Raw genomic sequence first — 21,400 nt, forward strand, 5'->3', positions numbered from 1 at the left:
ACTTACCTCCTAGTAGAGAATAGTAGTTTCGTTACCGACTTGTCTAAGGATGTCAGGGCTTGGTTTTTGGTCAGTGATCCAATAGTCAAATTGTTTGAGACGGGCAAGATAGTAGTTGGCATTTTGGGAGAACTTGCTACTTTCTGCCACCAGCACCTTGGTACGAGTTCGTTCAAAAACGAGGGACTTGACTGCAACGTCTTCAGCATCCTCAAAGGTGACTTCGCCATTGGCTAAGCTACTCGCTCCAAAAAAAGCGAGATCAAAGCGAAGATTGTCCAGTATCTGTGCTTGATTCGCGTCATAGTAGAAGCGGTTTTTAGTGTAGAATTTTCCTCCTAAAAGATGAAAGTCAACCTGGGAATGGCTACTGAGCTGGATGGCATTGTCAAGGGAATGCGAATAGACTGTGACTTCCTTATTAAGCAAGCCAGCAAGCAGGGTCATCGAGGTAGAAACGTCGAGAAAGATCACTTGGCCATCTTGGATCAATTGCAGGGCCTTTTGAGCCATAGCAGTCTTTTCCTTGTTGGCTTTCTGACTACGGTCTAGGTAAGAAGGGCCGGGTTCTTTGTTTAAGGGGAGGAGTCCACCATGGGTCCTACGAACCAGCTGGCGTTGGCTAAGGAGGGCAAAGTCTCTGCGAATAGTATCTTTTGAGACCTTAAAGTAATCAACCATTTCTTTAGCTGATAGCTGTTTTCGCTCTTCTAAAAGTTCTAGGATTTTTTCGAGCCGTTGTTCCTGGTACATGAATTCGCTCCTTATTTCTGTTCTTGTCTTTATTGTACATTATTTTGTAAGCGGATGCAAGTTTTGGTAAGCGTTTTTAAGCATTTATGATCTTTTTTCTTACAAACCCTTATTCTGACGTTTGTTTTAAAGGGGGAATTCTGCTATAATATGTCAAAATAACGTGGAGGTTTCCTTATGGCCAGTGAATATGAAAAAATGATTGCGGGTGATTTTTATAGACCTGCGGACCCTGAATTACGGGCTTTGGCCCAAGCTTCTCGGAAGAAACAAGAAGCCTTTAACCAAGAGGTGGATCCCAAAAAAGGGGTAGCTATCATCAAAGAGTGGTTCGGTTCAACCGGTGAAAACCTCTATCTCAATCGCCAGGTTCTTGTAGATTATGGGGTTAATATCCATCTGGGAGAAAATTTCTATGCCAATTACAATTTGACCATGTTGGATGTATGTCCCATTACGATCGGAAAGAATGCCATGATTGGTCCTAATTGCCAATTTTTGACCCCCTTGCACCCACTGGATCCAGACGAGCGCAATTCTGGTCTTGAGTACGGGGCACCAATTACGATAGGAGACAACTTCTGGGCAGGAGGAGGGGTCACCATTCTTCCTGGTGTCACGCTGGGTGACAATGTGGTTGCTGGCGCAGGAGCAGTGGTCACAAAATCCTTTGGAGACAATGTGGTCCTTGGAGGAAATCCAGCCCGTGTCATTAAAGAAATACCTGTCAAAAAGGAGAAGGAATGATCCATAAACATGAAATACCCATTTTAGAGTTTGATGACAATCCACAGGCAGTCATTATGCCGACCCATGAGGGGTTAGACCTGCACCTACCTGAAAAATGTGTTTATGCTTTCTTGGAAGATGAGATTGATCGCTTTGCGGAAGCTGTTGGAGCCAAAGAAGTAGCTAGCTTTGTCTCAGCTACCAAGACCTATCCGGTCTATGTTATGGAGTACAAAGGAGAGGAGATCTGCTTGGCCCAAGCGCCAGTTGGATCTGCCCCTGCTGCCCAATTTATGGATTGGTTGATTGGCTATGGGGTGAAGAAGATCATATCGGCCGGTAGCTGCGGGGTCTTGGTGGATATAGAAGAAAATGCCTTTTTAATCCCGACCAAGGCCTTACGAGATGAGGGAGCCAGTTACCATTATGTCGCTCCTTCGCGTTATATAGAGGTGGACGGCCGCGCACTGACTGCTATTGAAACAGTTCTCAAACAAGCGTCCATTCCTTATCAAGAGCTCATGACCTGGTCGACGGACGGATTTTATAGAGAAACGCATGATAAGGTGGCCTATCGCATCGAAGAAGGGTGTAGTGTGGTGGAGATGGAGTGTGCCTCTCTTGCTGCAGTGGCCCAACTTCGTGGGGCGGTTTGGGGCTTGCTCCTATTTACCGCAGATTCTCTAGCAGATCTAGAAAATTATGACCAGCGTGACTGGGGGTCAGAAGCTTTTGAGAAGGCCTTAGAATTATGCCTAGAGATGGTTCATCACTTGTAGGTCTTTTCTCTTTTTATGATACAATGAAGCTATGTTAGACAAACTATTTTTTAAACAATGGCGGGCCAAATTGACTCGCCTGTCTCCGGCAAGGCGGATCTTTCTCAGTTTTGCTTTGGTTATCCTGATGGGATCGCTCTTACTGAGTCTGCCCTTTGTCCAGCAAGTAAGCTCAACAGCAGGCTATATCGACCACCTCTTTACAGCAGTCTCTATGGTCTGTGTGACAGGACTCTTTACCCAGTCAGTGGCTTCGACCTATAATGGCTGGGGGCAACTCATCTGTATGCTCTTGATTCAGATTGGGGGCTTGGGGATTTTGACCTTTATTGGGCTCTTCTTTATGGAAAGTCGCCAAAAGCTCAGTTTCAAGGACCGGCAGACCATTCGGGATAGCTTTAGCTTTAGCAACAATCAAAGCTTGACCCGTTTTGTCCGCTCCATCTTTATCACCACCTTTACCATCGAAGGACTAGGGGCCCTGCTCCTCATGACTCGCTTTATTCCTCGCTTTGGCTGGGGCCATGGAATCTTTAACTCCATCTTTGTCGCGGTTTCCGCCTTTTGTAATGCGGGCTTTGATAATTTTGGGGGCGATAGTATGATGAGTTTCCAGACCGATTGGTTGGTCAATCTGACCTTATCTGCTCTGATCATTACTGGGGGCTTGGGCTTTATGGTCTGGTTTGACCTAGCCACCAAGACTCGTAACCAATCCGGACGACGGACTCTTCGCTTTCATACCAAGGTGGTCCTCTGGTTAACAGCTGCGATTCTCCTCTTTGGGACAGTAACCAGTCTCTTGACCGAGTTTAATAATCCGGCAACCATTGGGTCCCTGCCATTGGGAGAGAAGATTTTGGTCAGCTTCTTCCAAACGGTCAGTATGCGGACAGCTGGCTTTGCCTCACTGGATTATACTGCAGTCCGACCAGTAACGCTCTTTGTCTATATCCTCCAGATGTTTCTAGGTGGGGCACCAGGTGGTACCGCAGGAGGGATGAAGATCACCACCTTCCTGGTCCTCTTGCTTCTGGCTCGGAAAGAATTGTTGGGGCTACCGCATACTAACTTGGGAAAACGAACGATTTCACCAGACATTGTTCAACGTTCCTTTGGGACGGCGGTGATTTTCCAGTTGACCTTCTTACTGGGTCTGTTAGGAATCTGTTTGGTGACGCCGGATGGCCAACGCTTTATTTATCTGGTCTTTGAGGTGGTATCGGCTCTAGCGACAGTGGGAGTGACAGCTAATGTCACCTCAACCTTAAATGGAGCGGGACTAGGCATTATCATGGTGCTCATGTTTATCGGACGGATCGGTCCCTTGACCCTCATGGTCAGCTTGAATAATTACCAAGCCAAGAAGGCAGACACCTTGCAGTATGCTAAGGCAGACATCATTATCGGATAGGAGAAACTCATGGCGAATCGAACCATTGGAATTTTAGGATTAGGAATCTTTGGACAGAGCGTTTTAAAAACCTTGCAGGACCAGGATGTGGATATCATTGCAATTGACGATCACGCAGATGTGATCAACCAGTATGAATCCATGATCACAACTGGGATTGTTGGAGACATTACGGAAATGGACCTCTTGGATGCGGCAGATATTGGGAACTGTGACACTGTCGTCATTGCGACGGGAGAAAACTTGGAGTCAAGTGTCCTGGCGGTCATGCACTGTAAGGCACTTGGCGTCGAGCACGTCATTGCCAAGGTCAAGAATGAAGTGACCAAGGAAGTCCTTGAGAAGATTGGAGCTGATTTGGTCATCCTACCAGAGGTAGAAGCAGGCATGTCTCTAGCTAAGATGATCCTCTTCCAACACGGGATTGAAGTTTTCCAGTTGGATGAAGCAGTGGTGGTAGCCGAGTTCACGGTTCCAGCCAGCTGGGTAGGTAAAAGCCTTCAAGATTTGGCGGTCAGAGAGGAGTACCATCTCAATATTATCGGCTATCGAGATGCGGAAGACCAACCGCTTCATATTCAGATTGGTCCTGACTTTGTATGGCCGGCTGAGGTACGCGTGATGGCAGTGACAGACAACCAATATTTGGATAGAATCCAAGATTTGTTAGACTAATTGTGTAATGGAGACGACCGAAAAGTTGTTTCAGAATGTTGATAACCTATTTTTTAACTAAAATAGGTGAAGTGATTCTGCAGAAAAATGACTTTTAATTTTTACAATGAATCAAGAGTATACTGAAACTTTCCGCTGTGAGAAAAGTGTTTGAAACATGATTGTTTCAAACACTCGGGAGTTTTGAGACTATAAATTAAAAAGCGAAGAGGCTCAAAACTAAGTCATGGAACTTCAAAGAAGTTCGCTGACGTCCGTCCTCACCTAAGGAAAGTTTTTAAGATGACGTTGTCTTCAATATAAAATAAAACGGCCGAAAGGTCGTTTTTTTCTTCTCTAGGTTAACTCTTCTTTAAGCATTGATTGCTAAAGTAAGAGAAACAAAAATACTTCCATTGTGGGAATAGAAGGATGAAAGATGACATTTTTTAACAGGATACGACCCAAACAGCCCTTAAAAGAACTCAAATGGTTTGATATTGGTATTGTGACGGCCATTCTTTTTGGGCAATTCATTATCCGCTCGACCCAGCTGTTTTTAGCCAGTTTTCAGCCAGTCGCGCAGACTGCAGTAGCCACAAGCAGTAGCAATACTGCAAGTGAAGGAGCTGCTTATTCCAGCAATATGACCTTGCAGTTGATCTTGCTGGCTCTAGCCCTTCTTTACTTGCTGCTTCGTCGCTTTGATTTTAAACAATTGCCGATCCGCTTTAAGTGGTCCACCTTGATCTGGGTACCCCTGCTCTTTGCAGCGATGGGACTTTTTGGGGATGTAATCTCAACGGTTTCGGGTGAATACAATTACCTAAGTCCAAGTCTTTGGCCTTATATCGATCCCATGCAGATCCTCCATAAGTTCATGGCTTTGAGTCCCATGGCGATTGCTTATGGTTTGCTCAATGGATTTTATGAAGAATTTTTCTTTTTGGGTTTAATGACTTCGGTGAGTGAGAAGAACAAGTGGAAGGCGTTGGCCTTTTCAACCCTGATCCGCTTTTCTTTCCACACCTATCAGGGGCTTCTCTGGGCCCTTGTGATTGGCGTCATTTATGGACTCTTTTATTACTTCATGTACAAGAAGGTCGTCAAGAATCTCTTGCCATTTTTCCTCATGCATGCCTTGGCAGATATGTTTGGCTCGAGTCTCATGTATCTCTTGATCAATTGGGGAAGTTGATCTTATAAAATTTTAGGAAAGGGTCTGTCAAGTGTTGACAGGCCTTTTTTTGAGTGCTATAGTAAAATCGTAAGCGCTTACCTAGTAAGGCGAAGCAGATGAAAAGAGGACGAGTCAGATGCCCTATAAAAAGAGGAGGACAGACAAATGGCAGGACCAGTGATAGAGGGAGAAAACTATCGGATCTCCGTATTAACGGAATCTTTGGTGCGCTTGGAATACTCAGAGGATGGTGTTTTTGAAGATGGTCAGACGCAGGTTGTACAAAATCGAGATTTTGGACCTGTTGCTTGCGAGGTTGTAGAGACAGAAGCTGTTCTCGATCTTCATACAGAGCATCTCCACCTCCATTTTGAAAAGGGACCTTTTGCACCGGATCGGCTTTATATCGAACTCAAGGGTCAGTATGCAGTCTATGGGAGCCGGTGGCACTATGGAGATCAGCCGGAGACCTTAAAGGGGACCAGTCGGACGCTTGACGAGGTCGATGGGGCTATGGAGTTGCAAGATGGGATCTTGAGCAAGGCTGGTTATGCTCTATTAGACGATTCCGCTTCCTACTTGTATGATGTCGAAAGCGGCTTTAGAGCACGGTCCTATCCAGAAGTGGATCTGTATTTTTTCGGTTATGGGCGCGATTATCTAGGTGCCTTGAAAGATTTTTACCATCTGACAGGACAGCCACCCCTCTTGCCACGTTATGCTCTTGGCAACTGGTGGAGTCGGTATTGGCCTTATACCAGTCAGGAGTACACAGATTTGATGGATCGTTTCAAAGCAGAAGGGGTGCCTCTAGCAGTCAGTGTGATCGATATGGATTGGCACAAGACGGCGATTCCAGCTCGCTTTGGAAGTGGTTGGACTGGCTATAGTTGGAACCGGGATTTGATTCCTGATCCAGCTGCTTTCTTAAATGGCCTGCATGAGCGTGGTTTAAAGGTGACCTTAAATGTCCATCCGGCAGATGGAATTCGCGCTTTCGAAGATGCTTATCCGAAGGTCGCAAAACGCTTGGGACTGGATGCGGAAAAAGAAGAAGCGGCTAGCTTTGACTTTTACAGTCCGGCCTTTCGCGAAGCTTATTTTGAAGATGTCCACCATCCTTTGGAAGATCAAGGAGTGGACTTTTGGTGGATTGATTGGCAGCAAGGTAGTCATGGCAAGATGGATCCCCTTTGGTTGTTAAATCACTATCATTATCTAGACAATTTTCGAAAAGGCCAAGCTGGTCTCATCTTATCGCGTTATGGGGGTCCTGGCAGTCATCGGTATCCGATTGGTTTTTCAGGGGACACAATTGTGACTTGGGAATCCCTAGCCTTTCAACCCTATTTTACCAGCACAGCTTCCAATATCGGCTACACCTGGTGGAGTCATGATATCGGTGGCCATATGCGGGGCTACTATGATGAAGACTTGGCGCTTCGCTGGTTGCAGTTTGGGGTCTTTAGCCCGATCAATCGTCTCCATAGTTCTTGTAATGCCTTTAACAGCAAGGAACCGTGGTTTTACTCGTCTGAGACCTGTCGCTTGATGAAGCAGTATTTGCGCCTGCGCCATAGCTTACTGCCTTATCTCTATACCATGAATGTGGCGACGCACGAAGAAGGGCTACCTTTGGTTCAACCTCTCTATTACCACTACCCAAACGAAGAAGAGGCTTATGAAGCGAAGAATCAATATTTCTTTGGCAGTGAACTCATGGTGGCGCCAATTACCGAAGCGTTGGATCCTGTCTTTCATAGTGCTTCTGTGAGCGTTTGGTTCCCAGACGGCGTTTGGTACGATTTCTTCCATGATTGGAAGTATGAAGGAAGAGGGAAGCTCACGGTCTTTAGGACCAGCCAGGATATTCCAGTCTTTGCACGTGCGGGAGCCATCATCCCTATGGATGCACAACCACAGACAGGAGTGGACCTTCCAGAAATGCTGGACTGGCATCTCTTCCCAGGTCACAATCGTTCCTTCGTACTCGTCGAAGGAGAAGGAGCTAGTAAGGTTGAAACCCGCGTAACAGTCGATTGGGATGAAAGAAAGATTAGGCTGGATTTAACAGGTGATCTAGCGCTGCTTCCTGAAAAGAGACAGCACCGTTTCTTGCTCCATACCTTTGAGACAGCCCCTATCATAGTGGACAATCAAAGTCAGGAAATTGCGATGGGTGAGCTGCAATCGCGTCCGATTGCCAAAGAAGACCGGATGTTTGAGCTCTTAAAATCTGCCAACCTAGCCTATGATAGGAAAAACGAATTATTTGCGGCTTGTTCAAGAGCGAAGGATTGGAAACAGTTGATGAAGGTCATCATGCCTTTGGAGGAAGGCTTGCGCCAACGTCTCTTTGAAGTGATTTATTCCAGTGAAGAGGGAGAAGACTTGTAAACTCTTGCAATTTCACCCCTATTTTTGTATGATGAAAATGATTTCACAATCATAAAGGAGAAGAAAAAATGGAACAAAAATGGTGGCATAATGCCGTAATTTACCAAGTTTATCCAAAAAGTTTCAAGGATAGTAATGGCGATGGCATCGGGGATCTCAAGGGGATCACGAGCAAGCTAGACTATCTGGAAAAGCTAGGGATTACAGCGATCTGGCTCTCACCAGTCTACAAGAGTCCCATGGATGATAACGGCTATGACATCTCGGATTACGAGGATATTGCCTCCATCTTTGGTACCATGGAAGATATGGAAGAATTGATCGCAGAAGGTCAGAAACGCAAGATCAAAATCATCATGGACTTGGTGGTCAACCATACCTCTGATGAGCATGTTTGGTTTATCGAGGCGCGTGAAAACCCAGACAGTCCAAAGCGGGATTTCTATATCTGGCGCGATGAGCCCAATGGCATTATTTCTGCTTTTAGTGGCTCTGCTTGGGAATTTGATGAAGCTTCAGGTCAATACTACCTGCATAACTTTAGTAAGAAGCAACCAGACCTTAACTGGGAAAATGAGGAGCTCCGTCATCAGATCTATGACATGATGAATTTCTGGATTGACAAGGGAATTGGTGGCTTTCGTATGGATGTGATCGATATGATCGGTAAGATCCCAGATCAGGAAATCATCAGCAATGGTCCCATGCTCCATCCTTACTTGAAGGAAATGAATCAAGCGACCTTTGGTGATAAGGATCTGCTTACAGTGGGTGAAACTTGGGGGGCGACTCCAGAGATTGCCAAGCAGTACTCCAATCCAAAAAATCAAGAATTGTCCATGGTTTTCCAATTTGAACACATTGGCCTTCAATACCAACCGGGTCAACCAAAGTGGCACTACGCCAAGGAATTGGATGTGCCTAAATTGAAGGAAATTTTCACCAAGTGGCAGACGGAATTAGGAGAAGAGGAAGGCTGGAATTCCCTCTTTTGGAACAACCACGATTTGCCACGGATTGTGTCCACTTGGGGGGATGATGGGGACTATCGTGTCAAATCTGCCAAGGCTTTAGCGATTCTGCTTCACTTGATGAAGGGAACTCCTTATATCTATCAAGGGGAAGAAATCGGGATGACCAATTATCCATTTAAGAGCCTTGAGGACGTAGAAGATATCGAGTCGATCAACTATGCTCATGAAGCCTTAGAAAAAGGAGTTCCGCTCGAAGTGATCATGGATCAAATCCGCCATATTGGTCGGGACAATGCTCGGACACCGATGCAGTGGAATGATGAAGCAGAAGCTGGCTTTACGACAGGTCGTCCATGGCTTGCGGTCAACCCAAACCACAAAGAGATCAATGTGGAGGCTGCCCTAGCAGATCCAGACTCTATTTTCTATACCTACCAAGCCCTCATTGCTTTGAGAAAAGAACACCCTTGGCTTGTGACTGCTGATTATGAATTGGTGGATGCAGCAGACAAGGTTTTTGCCTACAAGCGGGTAGAAGGAGAGCAAGCCTATTTGGTGGTTGTCAATCTCTCCAGTCAAGAGCAAGACTTACCGCTTGTTAATGGGGTTGAAGAGGTTCTCATTGCCAATACCAAGGTAGAACAAGTCCTCGAATCAGGCAAGTTGGCCCCTTGGGATGCCTTCTGTGTTAAATTAGCCTAATGAGGCAAATGAAAAAATAGGGGAAATTACTTCCTCGTAGAAGCAGGTCTTTCTCAGTTGAGAAGGACTGTCGGATTAGGAACGACGTTATCTAAAAAACTTTCCTTAGGTGAGGACGGACGTCAGCGAACTTCTACGAAGTTCCAAGACTAATTATTGAGCCTTAGGTCTTAATAATTCCGAGTGCTAGAAACAATAGTGTTTCTAGCACTTTTCTCACGGCGGAAAGTTTCAGTAGATGATAGAATCATTCTAACGAATACATTTTTATAGAATTTCTTAGATTTGTAAACAGAAGCAGTTTGTTTATGCTTACACAGGTCTTTCTCAGCAGAGAAGGCCTTCTTTACTTTTTAGGGGCTGTTCTTCTAGCAGAATCCGCTCAAAAATCCGCTCAAAAATAGTTCGGGGATGCTTGGGTTATAGGAAATATTTATAAGAAGTCCTAGTTTTTGCTTTTGATTTCTGCTCTCAAGGCCTATTAAATCTGTGTTATAGTTTTTGGCTATAACAAAATTCGTGTAAAAGCAATTATACAAGACGGCTATCTTCTGATATGATAGTGTCAATTAGAATTTTTGGAGGACACAACATGTCAACTACAATTATCGGCTTCCCACGTTTGGGTGAATTCCGTGAATTAAAATTTACAACTGAAAAATACTTTAGAAAAGAAATCTCAGCAGACGAGCTCTTGGCAGCTGCTAAAGACTTGCGTGCTAAACACTGGAACATTGTTAAAGAACAAGGCATCTCAGAGATTCCTTCAAATGACTTCTCACACTACGACAATTTCCTTGATGCAGCCTTCCTTTTCAACGTTGTGCCTGCATCTGTTCAAAACTTGGATTTGACAGATCTTGAACAATACTTCGCTTTGGCGCGTGGTTACCAAGGTGAAAAAGGGGATGTGCGTGCCCTTCCAATGAAAAAATGGTTCAACACCAACTACCATTACATCGTTCCTAAATTTGAAAAAACAACAGAAGTGAAATTGGCTGGTCACAAGATTTTTGATGAGTACCAAGAAACCAAAGAATTGGGGATCAACACTCGTCCAGTAGTCGTTGGACCATTCACTTTCCTTCAATTATCTGACTTTGAAGATGGTGTGAAAGCTGAGGACTTCGTAGACAGCTTGGTTGCTGCTTACCAAGAAGTTTTTGCCAAATTGGCTGAGCTTGGTGCGACTCGTATTCAACTCGATGAGCCAGCTCTTGTTAAAGATTTGACAGCTGAAGAAAAAGCTCTCTTCTTGAACCTCTACAACAAACTCTTGGCTGACAAGAAAGGTCTTGAAGTCTTGATCCAAACTTACTTTGGTGATGTTCGTGATGTCTACAATGACCTTGTAAACTTGCCAGTAGATGGTATCGGTCTTGACTTTGTTGAAGGGAAGAAAACACTTGAATTGGTGAAAGGTGGCTTCCCAGCTGATAAGACCCTTTATGCTGGTATTGTGAATGGGAAAAACATCTGGCGCAATAACTATGAAAAGAGCTTGGAAATCTTGGATCAAGTTCCAGCTGAAAAGGTTGTCTTGACGACTTCTTGCTCCCTTCTTCATGTGCCATTTACAACGGCTAACGAAGATTTTGAACCAGCTATTTTGAACCACTTCGCCTTTGCGGTTGAAAAATTGGGTGAATTGCGTGACTTGGATGCTATCCGCAATGGTCAAGGGGCGGAAGCTCTTGCTGCCAACAAAGAACTCTTTGCAACAGAACGCGTTGGAGCAAATGCTGAACTTCATGCTCGCATCGCAGCTTTGACAGAAGCAGACTACACTCGTTTGCCAGCTTTCACAGAACGTGAAGAAATCCAAAAAGAAGCCTTCAAGCTTCCAGCACTTCCAACAACTACCATCGGTTCATTCCCTCAAACCAAGGAAGTTCGTGCTAAACGTTTGGCCTTCCGTAAGGGTGAATTGACACAAGAAGAATACGATGCCTTCCTTGCTGAAACGATTGACGAATGGATCAAATGGCAAGAAGAAGTTGGATTTGACGTGCTTGTACACGGTGAATTCGAGCGGAACGACATGGTTGAGTACTTCGGTCAAAACTTGTCAGGTTACCTCTTCTCTAAAAACGGTTGGGTACAATCATACGGTATGCGTGGGGTGAAACCACCAATCATCTGGGGTGATGTCACTCGTCTCAATCCAATCACTGTGAAATGGTCTAGCTACGCACAAAGCCGTACGGACAAACCTGTTAAAGGGATGTTGACTGGACCTGTTACCATCCTTAACTGGTCATTCCCACGTGAAGACATCTCTATCAAGGATTCTACTCTTCAAATCGCTCTTGCCATCAAGGATGAAGTTCTTGACCTTGAAGCTGCAGGTGTGAAAATCATCCAAATCGACGAAGCTGCTCTTCGTGAAAAATTGCCACTTCGTCGTAGCGACTGGTACGAAGATTACCTTGACTGGGCGATTCCAGCCTTCCGTTTGGTACACTCAACTGTAGCGCCAGATACCCAAATCCACACTCACATGTGTTACTCAGAATTTACAGATATCATCCCAGCGATCGATAACTTGGATGCGGACGTTATCTCATTTGAAGCTAGCCGTTCAAACCTTGAAATCTTGGATGAGTTGAAAGCCAAAAACTTCCAAACAGAAGTTGGACCTGGGGTTTACGATATCCACTCACCACGTGTCCCACAAGACGGTGAAATTGATCACACCATCGAAGCAATCTTGGCTAAAGTACCAAGTGGCAAAGTTTGGATCAACCCTGACTGTGGTTTGAAGACTCGTGGAATTAAAGAAACAAAAGAAAGCTTGATCAAACTCGTTAATGCTGCTAAAGAAGCGCGTGAACACTTGTAAGAAAATGTTTCGAGGACCTTCTATCATCGTGTAGAGGGTTTTCGAATCATCCCTTATTCTAGAAACAGTGGCTCAGAGTTCTTGATCAACGAAACAAAAGAAAAGGATAGAATATGTCACAACACACACCGTCTCTGTCATTTGAAGTTTTTCCTCCAAATCCTGAAGTAGGCAATGCCAAACTCTTACGTGCTTTGGAAAATATGCAGGAGCTAGCCCCTCACTTCATTAGTGTGACCGCTAGCAATAATAAATACAATATCAAAGAGACGACGGTTGCTTTAGCCAATTATATTCAAAATGAATTGTCTATTCCGACAATTGCTCACTTGCCAGCCGTTTATTTGAGCAAGGAAAAAGTGGCCGATACTCTTCATGAGTTAGATCAAGTAGGGGTTCATCGGATTTTGGCTCTGCGTGGGGATATTATCCCTGGTGTGGAACCTTTAAAAGACTTTCGTTATGCAACGGATCTGATTGAATTTATCAAAACAGAAGCGCCCCATTTTGAGGTGATTGGTGCCTGCTATCCTGAGGGACACCCAGATTCTCCAAACCAAATTTCAGATATTCAAAATCTTAAAAAGAAGGTAGATGCAGGATGCTCTAGTTTGGTCACTCAACTTTTCTTTGACAATGAGCGTTTCTATGATTTTCAAGATAAGTGTACCTTGGCTGGGATCGATGTTCCTATTCATGCAGGAGTGATGCCGATTCTCAATCGTAATCAGGCCCTTCGTCTCCTTAAGACTTGTGAAAATGTTCATATCCCACGGAAGTTTAAAGCCATTCTGGACAAGTATGAGCATGATCCTGAGTCACTCAGAGCAGCAGGACTTGCTTATGCAGTCGATCAAATCGTTGATTTGGTTACTCAAGATGTGGCAGGTGTCCATCTTTACACCATGAACAATGAAGATGTCGCTTACCACGTCTACCAAGCAACAAAGGCGTTATTTGATCATCAACCGAATTTTGAAGTGAATTAATCAACACTTTTAGTAGGAAGTGTAGAGATTGAGAAAGAATCGTTCTCAGTCTCTTTTTATTTGGATAAATTACTTGCTAAAAGCCAACTTTTTTTTATAGTATTAATATGAAGTTTTTGGAGGCGCTTGCAATGAAGAAAAGTCTGAAGTTGAAGTTATTTGGACCCCCTAAGGTTGTTTTCAATCAGAAAACTATTCGGTTTTCTTTTTCGAAGATGGAGGCCTTACTTTATTATTTAGCGGTCATGGGCCAGGTCAACCGCGATGAAATCGCCGGTATTCTTTGGGGAGATAAGGAAAACCAAGTAGCTCGCAAAAACTTACGGAATACGGTTTATCAAGCCAATAAAATTTTTGAAGGAGATATCATTGTCTCTCCAAGTCGGAGCAGTTTGGCCCTTAATCCTGATTTGAGCCTTTCTTTGGATGTCAAACTCTTTGAAAGAGATCCACTAAGTGCCTTGGATCTTTATCGGGGAGACTTTTTAGAGGGCTTCTATGTCAAGGATGATGAAGACTTTGATCAGTGGGCTTCTCGCAAACGGGATGCTTATAGGAAGCTCTATGTCGAAAACTGCTATCAAAAAATTGAGCAGGTCGGTTTTGCAGATCCTAGTATAGAACTCTTGCTCCATCATTTGGTAGAGCTGGATGAATTTGAAGAGAAAAATTACCAGCTCTTGATGGAGTATTATAGCTTCCATCATCAGCTAGGAAAATTTTTCGAGACCTATTATAAGCTAGTCGATTTATTGGATCGCGAGCTCAGTGTGCGTCCCAGTCGAGCGATTGAGGAACTTTATCACTCTGTTTTGGAAGCCAAACGAACTCATAAACTGAGTCATCGCATAAATATCCATGAACTTCCCTTTTTTGGTCGGAAGCAAGAACTCTCGCAGCTCGAGGAATACCTCTCTTTAGTCGAGACGGGTGAAGCGGTAGGGCCTTTTCTCGTGATGGGGCAATCTGGAACAGGCAAGAAACGTCTCTTACGGCAGTTGGTCTTGATGTCCAATCGCAGTTTTAATTTTATCAAGGTGGAAGGAAAAGCTACCAGTCAGCGCTATGAAGGAAGCGCCTGGAATGATCTCAGACAAGCGCTAGAGAAACTGGGGGATGAGATGGGAATTTCCCTTCTGGAAGAGGAGGATGATCTCATTTCTGTATGGAATCAGCTTCAGAGCCTTAGCAAAGAAAAACCGCTCCTGATCCTGCTTGAAAACGCCCAGTGGATCGATGCAGTGTCTCTAGAAAAAGTGAAACAACTAGAGGAGAGAAGAAACCAGGAGAAATGGCAACTGATTTTTACAGCTGAAGAGCCTCTGCCAGCTTCCTTCGTCAACTTCTTGGGGAGCTTGAAGGTAGAGAAAAGGCTGTCTCAACTAGAGTTGACCAATTTTGCCCCAAGTGAAAGTCGTGCTCTCTTGAAAGGGGAACTGGGAGCAATAGAGCCTGCAGTGATGGAGCAGATGGTCGAATGGAGTGAAGGCAGTCCGTTCTTTCTGTCCAGCTATATCGAAGAGTGGAAAGAAAATGAAAATTTAGAACCCTTGCCTGATATCATTCAAGCCTATCTTTCTCAGGAGCTTGGGGATATGAGCAGTGAGGAAGAGGCTCTTCTACACTACTTATCTTGTTTTCATAAGCCAATTTCTCTGTCTATCTTGGCAGAATTGACGGCTACAGAGCTTCCTGTTTTGATAGAATTAATCGAGCCTTTATCTGAAAGAGCGGTCGTCTCAATCGTAGAAGAAGGAGAGGCTCTCATGGTTCAATTCTGCAAGCAATTGGTAGCTATGTACTTTTACCATCTTCTTTCGCCAGCTAGACGGCGGCTCTTCCACCAACAAATTGCGCAAAAATTGGAAGAAACTTTAGAAGATTCGACGGACCTTCTTCTTTATAAGGAAACTGCCTACCAATACAAGCAATCCCAAAATCTTTTGCGTTCCTTATCTTTTGAGTTGACCTATCTAGAAGAAATCCTTCAGCTGGAGCATGAGCTGTTTCCGATTTATTCCAAGGCAGATGAGGGGCTCCTATCAGATGGTTCAAATAGCCATTTGGACATTTTTGGAGAGCTATCCCGCATACGTCAAGAATTAGATAACCTCTTTTCAAGGCACCAAAGAGATAGAGAATACAAGTATTTACAACTGCGTTACTTGTACTTAGAAGGTCGCTATTTTATTCGAAGTGGGGAGTATCAAAAGGGGATTCATGATATCCAAAAAGTCATCTCCTATGCGCGGGAACTCAAGCAATCCGACTTCCTCTTAGAGGGTTATCGGCAAATCATTTATTATTGCATTCAAACGGAAAATATCTCTGAGATGGCCTATTATACAGATTTGGCTTTGGAAGATGCCATCCAAGCTAATAATCATGAGGTCATCGCGATCCAGTTGCGTTTGAAAGGCTTGTATCACCTGATGGTTGGGGATGAGGAGCAGGCGACCCGGCATCTGTATCGCTCCATTGATTGCTTTAGTTTGACCAATAGCATGCAGGCCAAGTATGCCATTCAAATTGCGGCTTCTTTGGCCTACCTCGCTGAAATCGAGCAAGTGAGAGGCCATTTCCAAGTAGCCGTCACCCACTTAGAAGAGGTTCTGCGTTTAGTGGGGGATCAAGCTGTTGATTCCGTCCGTGTCGTCTTTGATATTGATCTTGGGATCGCCTATTATTGGAAGGGAGATTTGATCCAAGCTCGCCTCTGTTTTGACAGAGCTCAGAAGATTTTGTCCAGTGTTCGCTTCCCTTGGAAGGAAGAATTGCTCGAATTTTACCAATCCTTAATTGCCTGTCAGCAAGGAGATCGAGAAAAGGTTGCGGCTTATCTGGCTCGAAAAGAAAGGACGATGAATCCATCTGCTAATTCACGGGATAAGGGGATGGTTCATTATCTATTGGCTTTCTTATCTGATCAAAAGGAGAAAGGAGAAGAGCTCGATCCTGCCCTGAGAACCTTCTTGAAAGAAGATAAGAATTACTACAAGAAGGTGGCAGAACAACACTTGAATCCTTACAGAGATCGTCAGTTTCTTAAGAAATTAAAAGACCTGTAGTGTCTCTTATCTAAATCATAAGTGAAGAATAAGAGGCCATGCCTCCTTTCAGGCAAAGATCATTGTGTCTGAAAATAAAGAAAAAGCATAGAAATACCCTAGCAATGAGTGTTTCTATGCTTTTTATGTGTGTAGAAATCTTCTTAGTTCAGTTTTTGTTGCGCCAATATTTGAGTCAAGTAAAAGATAAAGGTCGCAGCAAGATTTGAAGTATGATTGTCAATGTCATGAGGAGGAGAAACTTCCACGACATCAAATCCGATTAGTTTGCCACTAGCAGCAATGTGTTGGAGAAGCAGGAGGGCTAGTTTAGGATCGACACCAAGTGATTGGATGGCACTAACACCAGGAGCAGAGCCGACTGCAAAGCAATCCATATCGATAGACAGATAGATCGCGGTTTGGTTTTCTAAAAATTGATCGATTCGATCCAGAATGGCTTGGTGGCTCATCTGGAAGAGGTCTTGCCCGGTTAAGAAATCAATGCTTGGTGTTTTAGCAACGTAATTAAAGAGGAAGAGGTTATTATTGTGCTCTTGGATCCCAAGGATGAGGTAAGGGAAGTCCTGACCTTTTTCTTTCGCATGATCAGCCATTTGACGAAAACCTGTTCCAGAATTGGGACCGGTTTGGTCGTAAGGCCGCAAATCAAAGTGGGCATCCAGATTGATCACAGCCAGTTGTTCATCTTTTTCTAAACTGGATTGAATCCCTAGATAGTGGCCGTAAGCAGTTCCGTGACCGCCTCCTAGGACAATAGGTTGGATCCCTAATTGGTACATGCGCTGAATCGCTTGTGAGAGACTTTCTTGGAGTTCTTCTAGTGAATGGTTGGGCCCGTCAATATTTCCCACATCATACACTGTGACATTGGTTCCCCAGTGCCATGGAAGTTTAGCGATTTGAGAACGGATGGCTGTAGGACCTTCGACCGCTCCTACACGCCCATTATTGATATAGACTCCTTTGTCGCTCTTAAAGCCGATGATCCCAAAGGTCATCCCCTCAAATGGAGTGAGGGTCTCGTCGTTCAGGTCTAAAAATTTGGTGACCATTCCCCATTTGGCCGTGTAGGGATTGTCCTCGATGCTACCTTGGTAGTAGCTGTAGGTCATTGGATAGTAGTTTGTGAGCAAGCTTGTCGCCTCCCTTATTTTTCTGAAAGCAGGCAGAGGCTGAGAAGATCGCCAGCCTCTGTTTTTGCTTTATCCTTACTGTATCAGTATTGAATCTGTAAGTCAACTGCTTTTTCGATGGTTGCTAAGAATTCTTCGCTTTCGACAACAGCAGATGCTTTATTGAGTTCTTCAAAGATTTCGATATCTTTGTCAAATTCAATGAAGTTCAGTTTTTGACGAATCAGCTCATAAGCTGGTTTTGTACCTTTACCAAGTTCATGATTTTCTGGCTTGAGATCCAAGGCTTGGCAAGCTGCCATGATTTCAGTAGCAACGATGCGACGTGAGTTTTTAAGAATCTCAGCCGCTTTACGAGCTGCAGTAGTTCCCATGCTGACGAAGTCTTCTTGGTTTTCACAAGATGGGATAGAGTCAACGCTGGCTGGGTGAGACAAGATTTTGTTTTCAGATGCAAGAGAAGCACAAGCATACTGCGTAATCATGAAGCCTGAGTTGAGGCCAGGGTGTTTGACCAAGAAGGATGGCAATTTACTAAGCTGGCTGTTGACCAAGCGTTCCACCCGACGTTCAGATACGTTTCCGATCTCAGAAAGGGCAATACCCAAGAAGTCAAATGGTTGTGCCATTGGTTCACCGTGGAAGTTACCTCCTGAGATGACGTGTCCTTCTTTGGTAATGATTGGGTTATCTGTGACAGAGTTGATTTCGATTTCAACTTTTTCTTTTACGTAAGCAATAGAATCCTTGCTGGCTCCATGGATTTGAGGGATACAGCGAAGTGTATAAGGATCTTGTACCCGTTGTTGAGTCGCAACAGTGGTATTCTTGCTTCCTTCAAGAAGGTTACGGATGTTGCGAGCAGTTGCCAATTGTCCACTTTGTGGGCGGATGGTATGAAGGTCTTCTTCGAATGGACTGGTAATTCCATTGTGAACTTCCATTGAGAGAGCACCGGCAATGTCAGATAGTTTGAGCAATTGGATACCATCATAAGTCGCAAGAGCACCGATACCGGTTAGAACAGTCGTACCGTTGATCAAGGCAAGCCCTTCTTTGGCAGCCAATTGGATCTTTTCAATTCCAGCACGATCTAGGGCTTCTTGACCACTGAGAAGTTCTCCTTTGTAGTAGGCACGTCCAAGGCCCAACATTGGTAAAACCATATGAGAAAGAGGAGCAAGGTCTCCAGAAGCTCCGAGTGATCCTTTTTCTGGAATATAAGGAGTCACTCCTTTGTTAAGCAATTCTAATAGTTTTTCAACAGTTGACAGACGAATGCCAGAATAGCCTTTTAAGAGCGAGTTGATCCGGATGAGCATGATAGCACGAACGGCATCTTCTGGAAGTGGATCACCAAAACCAGATGCGTGGGTACGAATCAAGTTTTCTTGCAGTTGGACAGTATCTTCTGGAGAAATGCTGACATTACAGAGAGAGCCAAATCCAGTGGTCACACCATAGACAACACGTTTTTCACGGACGATATCATCAACAATTTTACGAGATGCGATAACAGCTTCTTTGGCTGCTTCGTCTAACTCACATTGGGCACCGTGCCGAGCGACGGCGATGACCTCTTCCAGTGTTAAGCTGTTACCATCTAAATGAATCAATTGAGTCATATAAAACCTCCGATTATGAATTGTTCTGTAGAAGTAGATTTGTTTACTTCGGTTTGAATACCAAACGTGAGCCCATTGTCTATGATTCTTAGAAGGATTGAAAGAAGTCTTAGAGAAAAGAGCTCAGGTTTGATATTCGTGGCTTCTTAGATGGGCTAGGGAGCAAAGGAATGCTTTGCTCCTGCCTAAGTTCCCATCTAATGTGTAAATAGAATTGGTGAGGACTGTTTTATTTTTTAGCTAGTTTGTCACCGTGGAAAACAAAGTAAAGTCCACTAGCGATTACTAGACCGATAGCTCCCCATACAAAGTTCATTAGATTATCCCCTGCAATCATCAAGATACTGATGACAACAGCCAAAATTGGGATAACTGGACCGAATGGCACTCGGAAGGTAACCTTTTTCTCTGGGTACATTTTTCTGAGTTTGAGCGCTGCCAAAGCAGTCGGAATATATTGGAAGAAACGGAAAACAACACTGAAAGTTGCTAAGGATTCGAAAGATCCAGATAACAAGAGTAAGAATGCAAAGAAACCGGAAATGATAATGGCAATGACAGGAGCATTCTTAGAGTTTGTTTTTCCAAGCCCTTCTGGCAAGAGTTTTTCGTCTGCTAGGGCAGCACCGAAACGAGGAACCATAATGGATTCACCGATGTTGAGACCGGCGATTGAAATGAGAGCACCATAGGAGACAAGAGGGGCACCGATAGGGCCAATCATTTTAACAAATGCGTCTTGTACTGGTGCCTCGGTTCCCATAATGCCTCCACCAAGCATAGCGATTGTTCCAGCGATGATCAACATGTAGAGAACTGAGACGATACTGATGGATCCCAAGATAGCACGAGGAACGTTCTTTTCAGGGTTACGCATTTCCCCTGCAACGATGGACATGGTTTCGAATCCGATAAATCCATAGAAGATGTAAACAGCGGTACTAGAAATAGCACTAAAGAGATTTGATCCACTTTCCAATTGAAGGAAAGGTGTGAAGTTGCCCTTGCTTACTCCACCAGGAATAAAGAAGATGGCGAAGAGTGAGAAGAGGACAATTGGGATTAATTTTGCAACAGTAGCTGTCAGTGTGAACATTTTCGATGTTTTCAGACCGGCGATGTTCATAAGACTCAAGAGAACCAACATAACGATACTAATCTGTAGGTTGTAGCCTTCGAATGCTGGGAAGGTAATGATGAAGATCTTAGCAAAACCAGCTAGCATAGCAGCCCAAGCGATAACGGTAACGGCCCATCCGAGGATCCCGACGTTAAAGCCGACAAAGTCTCCGAAAGCTGCTTTTGAGTATTGCATGGCTCCACCGTTTTTGTCGAAGTAGCCAGCTGTTTCAGCCAGACAGGCTGATAGTAGCATGACGAGAATGGCAACCCCGAACATGACGGCTAGAGAAGCTGGTCCGAGGCCGGAATAAATTTTTTGAGGGAGGAGGAAGATACCAGATCCGATCACGGCATTGATACCGTAAAGAGTGGCACCGCTAAAGCTGAATTTCGCTTTTTCTTGTTCCTCAATCGACTGTTTATGTGCTCCGTTCATAATGTTTCTCCTTTGTGAACATTATTGTAGTCCAGTCCAGATAGCAATCGGTTGCTCCCCAGACTGATGGGGTAAAAACGTGATTGTCATCTCTTGAAGAGGAGATGCTTGTTCGATCACCAGGAGCTCGTGAGTTTGGAGGGTTTGAGAATGATTGTTTCCCCATTCGAGTGTTAGTGGACAGAGAGCGTAGATCAATTGATAGCGACTCTGACTTTTGACACTCTCTTTTGGGGATATAGCACTCATATGCCCCTGATAAGAAGGGTTGTAAATCAAATTAAAGTCTTGACAAGTCCCTTGGCTAGATACAGGATCTCCCCCATCAAAGAAGTAGCTTTGAAAGGGGTTCAAAACCACTTCTTTATGGTGATGGGTGAGCCTAATGGAGGCATTCAAGGGCATCAAGATTCGGTGGTAGCCCGTGAGATCGGTAAAGTTACTTTTTTCAACCTCTACCGTTGCAGTAGAGAGGCGGAAGTCAAAGGTCCGATCTGGATAGCTTCCTCCCTCTGGGGAGAGAAAGAGTTGGGTGGTTTGGCCACCGGACCAGGTAGAAATTTGATAATCTGCGGGGGTAAGATGAAGGAGAGTCACCAT

General features: G+C 44.4%; 15 protein-coding genes. 10 read left to right on the plus strand and 5 right to left on the minus strand.

Annotated elements, in window-relative coordinates:
- Positions 1-9: 9 nt before the first annotated feature.
- Positions 10-753, minus strand: coding sequence for a DeoR/GlpR family DNA-binding transcription regulator (locus SM121_RS03685; protein WP_320911189.1), 744 nt, complete (start codon positions 751-753; stop codon positions 10-12).
- 177 nt (positions 754-930) lie between these two features.
- Here SM121_RS03685 and SM121_RS03690 point away from each other — a divergent pair, with 177 nt between their 5' ends.
- The 10 genes from SM121_RS03690 to SM121_RS03735 all read left to right on the plus strand — a co-directional run bounded on the left by SM121_RS03690 (position 931) and on the right by SM121_RS03735 (position 16,481).
- Positions 931-1,500, plus strand: coding sequence for a sugar O-acetyltransferase (locus SM121_RS03690; protein ID WP_320911190.1), 570 nt, complete (start codon positions 931-933; stop codon positions 1,498-1,500).
- Positions 1,497-2,261 (plus strand): nucleoside phosphorylase, encoded by a 765-nt coding sequence (locus SM121_RS03695; RefSeq protein ID WP_320911191.1) that lies wholly within the window; start codon positions 1,497-1,499, stop codon positions 2,259-2,261. The genes SM121_RS03690 and SM121_RS03695 overlap by 4 nt, the downstream gene beginning before the upstream one ends.
- Before the next feature lie 31 nt (positions 2,262-2,292).
- Complete coding sequence (locus tag SM121_RS03700) at positions 2,293-3,675, plus strand: TrkH family potassium uptake protein (RefSeq protein WP_320911192.1); 1,383 nt, start codon at positions 2,293-2,295, stop codon at positions 3,673-3,675.
- 9 nt (positions 3,676-3,684) lie between these two features.
- Positions 3,685-4,350 carry a potassium channel family protein gene (locus SM121_RS03705; protein ID WP_320911193.1) on the plus strand — a complete coding sequence of 222 codons (666 nt, stop codon included), beginning with the start codon at positions 3,685-3,687 and terminating at the stop codon, positions 4,348-4,350.
- A gap of 418 nt (positions 4,351-4,768) precedes the next feature.
- Positions 4,769-5,527, plus strand: coding sequence for a CPBP family intramembrane glutamic endopeptidase (locus SM121_RS03710; protein WP_320911194.1), 759 nt, complete (start codon positions 4,769-4,771; stop codon positions 5,525-5,527).
- Positions 5,528-5,674: 147 nt separating this feature from the next.
- Positions 5,675-7,906, plus strand: a complete 2,232-nt coding sequence (locus SM121_RS03715; RefSeq protein ID WP_320911195.1) for a glycoside hydrolase family 31 protein — start codon at positions 5,675-5,677, stop codon at positions 7,904-7,906.
- Positions 7,907-7,974: 68 nt separating this feature from the next.
- Complete coding sequence (locus tag SM121_RS03720; RefSeq protein ID WP_320911196.1) at positions 7,975-9,582, plus strand: alpha-glucosidase; 1,608 nt, start codon at positions 7,975-7,977, stop codon at positions 9,580-9,582.
- Positions 9,583-10,174: 592 nt separating this feature from the next.
- The gene (metE, locus tag SM121_RS03725) at positions 10,175-12,424 is read left to right on the plus strand and encodes a 5-methyltetrahydropteroyltriglutamate--homocysteine S-methyltransferase (protein ID WP_320911197.1); all 2,250 of its coding nucleotides are present in this window, start codon (positions 10,175-10,177) and stop codon (positions 12,422-12,424) included.
- 113 nt (positions 12,425-12,537) lie between these two features.
- Entirely contained in the window at positions 12,538-13,413 is an 876-nt protein-coding gene (gene metF, locus SM121_RS03730) for a methylenetetrahydrofolate reductase [NAD(P)H] (protein WP_320911198.1), read from the plus strand.
- Between the two features lie 131 nt (positions 13,414-13,544).
- Complete coding sequence (locus SM121_RS03735) at positions 13,545-16,481, plus strand: AAA family ATPase (RefSeq protein WP_320911199.1); 2,937 nt, start codon at positions 13,545-13,547, stop codon at positions 16,479-16,481.
- Positions 16,482-16,624: 143 nt separating this feature from the next.
- Here SM121_RS03735 and hutG read toward each other — a convergent pair whose 3' ends face one another.
- The 4 genes from hutG to SM121_RS03755 form a co-directional block, all read right to left on the minus strand.
- Positions 16,625-17,617 carry a formimidoylglutamase gene (gene hutG / locus SM121_RS03740; RefSeq protein ID WP_024054987.1) on the minus strand — a complete coding sequence of 331 codons (993 nt, stop codon included), beginning with the start codon at positions 17,615-17,617 and terminating at the stop codon, positions 16,625-16,627.
- A gap of 83 nt (positions 17,618-17,700) precedes the next feature.
- Entirely contained in the window at positions 17,701-19,242 is a 1,542-nt protein-coding gene (gene hutH / locus SM121_RS03745; protein ID WP_320911200.1) for a histidine ammonia-lyase, read from the minus strand.
- Between the two features lie 229 nt (positions 19,243-19,471).
- The gene (locus SM121_RS03750; RefSeq protein WP_320911201.1) at positions 19,472-20,800 is read right to left on the minus strand and encodes an APC family permease; all 1,329 of its coding nucleotides are present in this window, start codon (positions 20,798-20,800) and stop codon (positions 19,472-19,474) included.
- 21 nt (positions 20,801-20,821) lie between these two features.
- Complete coding sequence (locus SM121_RS03755; protein WP_320911202.1) at positions 20,822-21,400, minus strand: HutD/Ves family protein; 579 nt, start codon at positions 21,398-21,400, stop codon at positions 20,822-20,824.

The sequence above is a fragment of the Streptococcus sp. S1 genome (genome assembly GCF_034137685.1).
Lineage (GTDB): Bacteria > Bacillota > Bacilli > Lactobacillales > Streptococcaceae > Streptococcus > Streptococcus dentalis.